The 3,868-nt window shown below is 52.6% G+C and carries 1 protein-coding gene and 1 pseudogene; one reads left to right on the forward strand and one right to left on the reverse strand.

Annotated features, from left to right (window positions below; translation table 11 throughout):
• Positions 1–152 precede the first annotated feature (152 nt).
• Positions 153–2,876 carry an AAA domain-containing protein gene (locus HT737_RS09315; protein WP_182402318.1) on the reverse strand — a complete coding sequence of 908 codons (2,724 nt, stop codon included), beginning with the start codon at positions 2,874–2,876 and terminating at the stop codon, positions 153–155.
• A 411-nt stretch (positions 2,877–3,287) separates the two neighbouring features.
• On the opposite strand from HT737_RS09315, the pseudogene HT737_RS09320 reads away from it, so the two are divergent.
• Positions 3,288–3,868, forward strand: a pseudogene (locus tag HT737_RS09320) (hypothetical protein); the annotation flags it as partial.

A 3,868-nucleotide genomic window follows, 5' to 3' on the forward strand; every position in this document is an offset into this window, starting at 1 on the left:
CATGAAACTCAACTACCTCACGTATCTGCGGCGGGCCCGCAGGCCCGTAAAGGGCGAATACGATACACCTGCAATTGAGAAAGATTAAGTGAAGTGTTGTCGCATTGAATCCGGTATTGACGACAAAAAGAAACTCACTTTGCTCTTGAGCCTCAAGCAGGGGCGGCGTTTACTCCAATGGTTGTATTGGCCCACTGTGCCATAAACGCGGCTACCCGCTCCTCGATGCGACTCTCGACGGTGCGTAGACGCAATAGAGCAACACCCGCCTTTTGCAAGATGCTGTCTTTCAAGGCATCCCGTTCGATTTGCATCGGTGTCGCGTGACTCCCCCCGTCGACCTCTATTACTCCGAGTGGTCTTTTGCCGACTTTGAAATAGATAACGAAATCACAACTGGCGCGGTTGTCCATGAACTCCCTCTCTCTCGGGGTAAGCCACTCGTTGGTCATCGAGACCAACTGGTTCAACTCGACCTGGCCGTGGGCTGCAATGCCCCGGTAGACCTCCTGATCAAGGGTCTCTCGCAGTATCTGCGCCATGATCTGCTCGGACTTGTAGTCGGAATCGCTCCTTCGCAACTTGCTATTGAGCCGCTCCAGAGACTTGTCGTATTCCTTGTAGAGCAGATCGAAAGCCGATATCACTGGGGCGCGATAAAGTTGCGCTTCATCAGCGTAGTACTCCATGTAGCGCACCAGCGCTGCGATGTGCCCATTGTTGGCCGTGAAAACGTCTTCACCGGTGACCAGGGTGAAGCGCTTCTTGGCCCGCGATACCGCCACATTGATCATCCGAGGGTCGTCCACGAACGACAGAAGTTTCGGTGTCGTGCTCTTTTTATCCAGCACAGTGGAAAAGACAATCTCGTCGCACTCCCGCCCCTGGAATTTGTGAACGGTGTCTTTGACGAAATACTTTGGCAAAAGCGTGCCAGATAACCTGGCTTGGTTCCTGAACGGGGCGATGAAGCCTCTGCCGTCTTCGTCCTCCCAAGCACTTTTGCCCTCACCATCAAGCACTGCCAACAGTGAATCCAGTTCCCGGAGATTGGTTTTGCGCCGCGTGTGATTACCCTTCGCGGTGATCAGCAATGACAACGGCTTTTCCCCATGATCTTCAGTCATCGGAACCAGTTGATTGTCGTAGAACTGCTGATTGCAGAACTTGATGATCTGCGGATGACAGCGATAGTGTTCCTTCAATAGGGTCATTGGGATGGCACCTTCGAACACGCTGATACACGAATCAAGCAAACTGTACTTCTCGCAGTCGTAATGAACCGCTGGCGCGGCCATGCACAGCGTCGCCGGAATGTGTGCCAACTGCTTTCTGTCACCGACAACGATCAGATTCTTCGCACAGCCCAGAGCCAATATTCCAGGAACGATGTCCTGCTGCGAAGCCTCGTCAATGATGACATAGTCGAGCACTGTGCCGGTTTTCAAGGAATTGACGATGGAATGCGTACCGCTTGAAATGATCGGATAGCGCATGATGAACTCATCGAATCTGGCTTTCCGATAACTATTGCCATCGAAGGGCTCAGTTTGCGGAACATGCCGGTGGAGATGCTGCTTCAAGTACTTCATAGAGGTACTCGTAAGTTCTTCAAGCAACACCTGATAATTACCCAGCCGCAGTTTTTCCTGAACCCCTGCCAGCGCCGCTTTTCTTTCCTGAAGCGCTTTGTCGTAGTAGTGAAGCTGCAGACCGTAGAAGACCGACTTACGCTTGGCCCAGTCATCGAATGGTTTCATGCGCAGGATCTTGAAGTTGAACAGCATTTCTATCCTGTCCTTGATCCGCACGCGGTTGCCAGCAAGGTGCGTCAGGAATGCCATCAGATCGGTGGCCTTTTGCGGGGTCAGGTTGTATTTGCCCAAGGGAATGGGATCCAGCACGCCACTTTCTTGCTGCCACTGCCGCAAATAACTGCGTTCAATCTCCAGTTCACTGACTTCAGTCTGCAGCCTGGCCATCGTGTTGCGGTCAGACAGGTAGCATTTTAGCTGCTGAAAGACACTTTGAATGGTCGCCATCTCAGGCGCCGCCTCAGGAGCCATTGAGGGTCGGGGACGAGGATTGGTAAAAAACGCTTCACGGTTTTCGTTGCTGCCCAGCTCGGCAACCAGATAATCGAGGCCTGACTTACCCAGCTTTTCACATACGTTGGAAACGGCCGCATTATTGTTCGATACCACCGCCACGGTTTCTCCACGCAACAGAATGTTGGCGATGATGTTCAGGATGGTTTGTGTCTTGCCGGTGCCGGGAGGGCCTTCTATCAAACTGATTTGAGAAGTGAAAGCCTGCTCTACCGCTTCAAGCTGACTCTCATTGAGACCAAATGGAAAAATAAGGTCTGCTACCAGCTTCTGATTTCCATTACGACCGGTGCAATAGGCGTGCAATGCTGTGCTCGAGCATGCAGGTATTAACTCGAGTTGGCGCCGCACATTCTCGGCGATAACTTTATCCTTCTCCGATTCTGCCTGAATGACTCTCGCATCAGCTACAGAGCGGAAATACCGGAAAACCGAATCATCTTTTATCTTCGTCGGTGTGGCGAATTCGATATCGGCGAGCTTGTAAGCGTACTTTTTACCACCTGCGAAATACTGAACGACGGCATATTTCTCGCCGTAAATCACTGCGCTCTCGATAGCACTTATCACTGAGCTGGATTTTTTCCTCATAAGCTGGTTTTTCAGATCTCGAGTCGGAACAACCTCGCAGTCGGCAAGCGGACTGGGCCAACTCTTGCCAGATGGATAGTGACAAGTCAGCGAAACTCCACCGCGCCCATCACCTTTTATCGTCCAGTCGCTAATCTGAGGGGTCTTGTCTATTCCGTTCACATAGATGGAAACCATATATCCCTTACGCAAGCTGCGCTCACAGCCCACTCACATCCCTGTCGTTGAAATCCGAAACCAGTGTTCCGGAGCAATTGACACTATTTTGCCACTATCGTTCTTCCGTATACCAGCTTCTCGCCGGCATACGCAGCAAACAGAAAAAAAGCGTGTAGCGCCCCATCACTCATAAACATCCTAGTTTTTCCAGTGAAGCAGCTTGTTACTGTTGAAATGCGAGGCAGCCTGACAACCGGAGAAAACTTTCCGTAGAATGCCAACGTGGCTATGGAACACCTTCCTTCTAAACCCTATGAACTAGGGGTTCTGCTCTCCACACCGCGCCTGCTCCCAGCAGGCGTTTTCATTTTGGCTGTAGATACGATGCTGCAGCTCGCTCACAACGGCGACTCAGGGAGAAAATCAAGCATGAATCAGGAGCTGTTCCTGCGTCGCCGCAGTAAAGTTCACGTCCCGATGGGCACTGGGGGTGCCACGCACGCTCAGGTCGCGTCGGCTGTCCGGGAAATCGCGGCGTTCCGGTGCGTACTGTCAGAGCCTCTGATTGAACAAATCGGCCTGTTGTCGGCGACAGAACTCAAGTACTGGTTGCGTGACATTATCGAAGTTCTTCGGCGCAGGAGTGGCGCTCATGTGCACCACCGGCCGTTTTACCCTGACTTTCCTGAACAGGTTCTGACGGCCTCGGAGGCCGAGCTCTACCTCAACGCCGTCATGCATTACCTCACGCTTCGACGTTTACCCGCGACTGAAGAATCTCGACCGCCACTGCTTGAAGGCAACTTCACGCCCTGGGTGATCGAACCAGGAAGCATCCCTGAGTTCGAGTCACTGCTCGAGCCACTGGTTTCATCACGCACCTCGCTCTCCGAAGAGGAAGCGGCCGATGTCATGTGGTTTATCCGCGAGTACAAAAGTGATGTGTTCCGTCTGCTGCCTGAGGTCGTCCCGTTCCGGGAGATCCGGGCACAGGTTGGCGGCGCACTGAT

It is taken from the genome of Pseudomonas sp. MD195_PC81_125, assembly GCF_014060985.1.
Classification (GTDB): Bacteria; Pseudomonadota; Gammaproteobacteria; order Pseudomonadales; family Pseudomonadaceae; genus Aquipseudomonas; species Aquipseudomonas parakoreensis.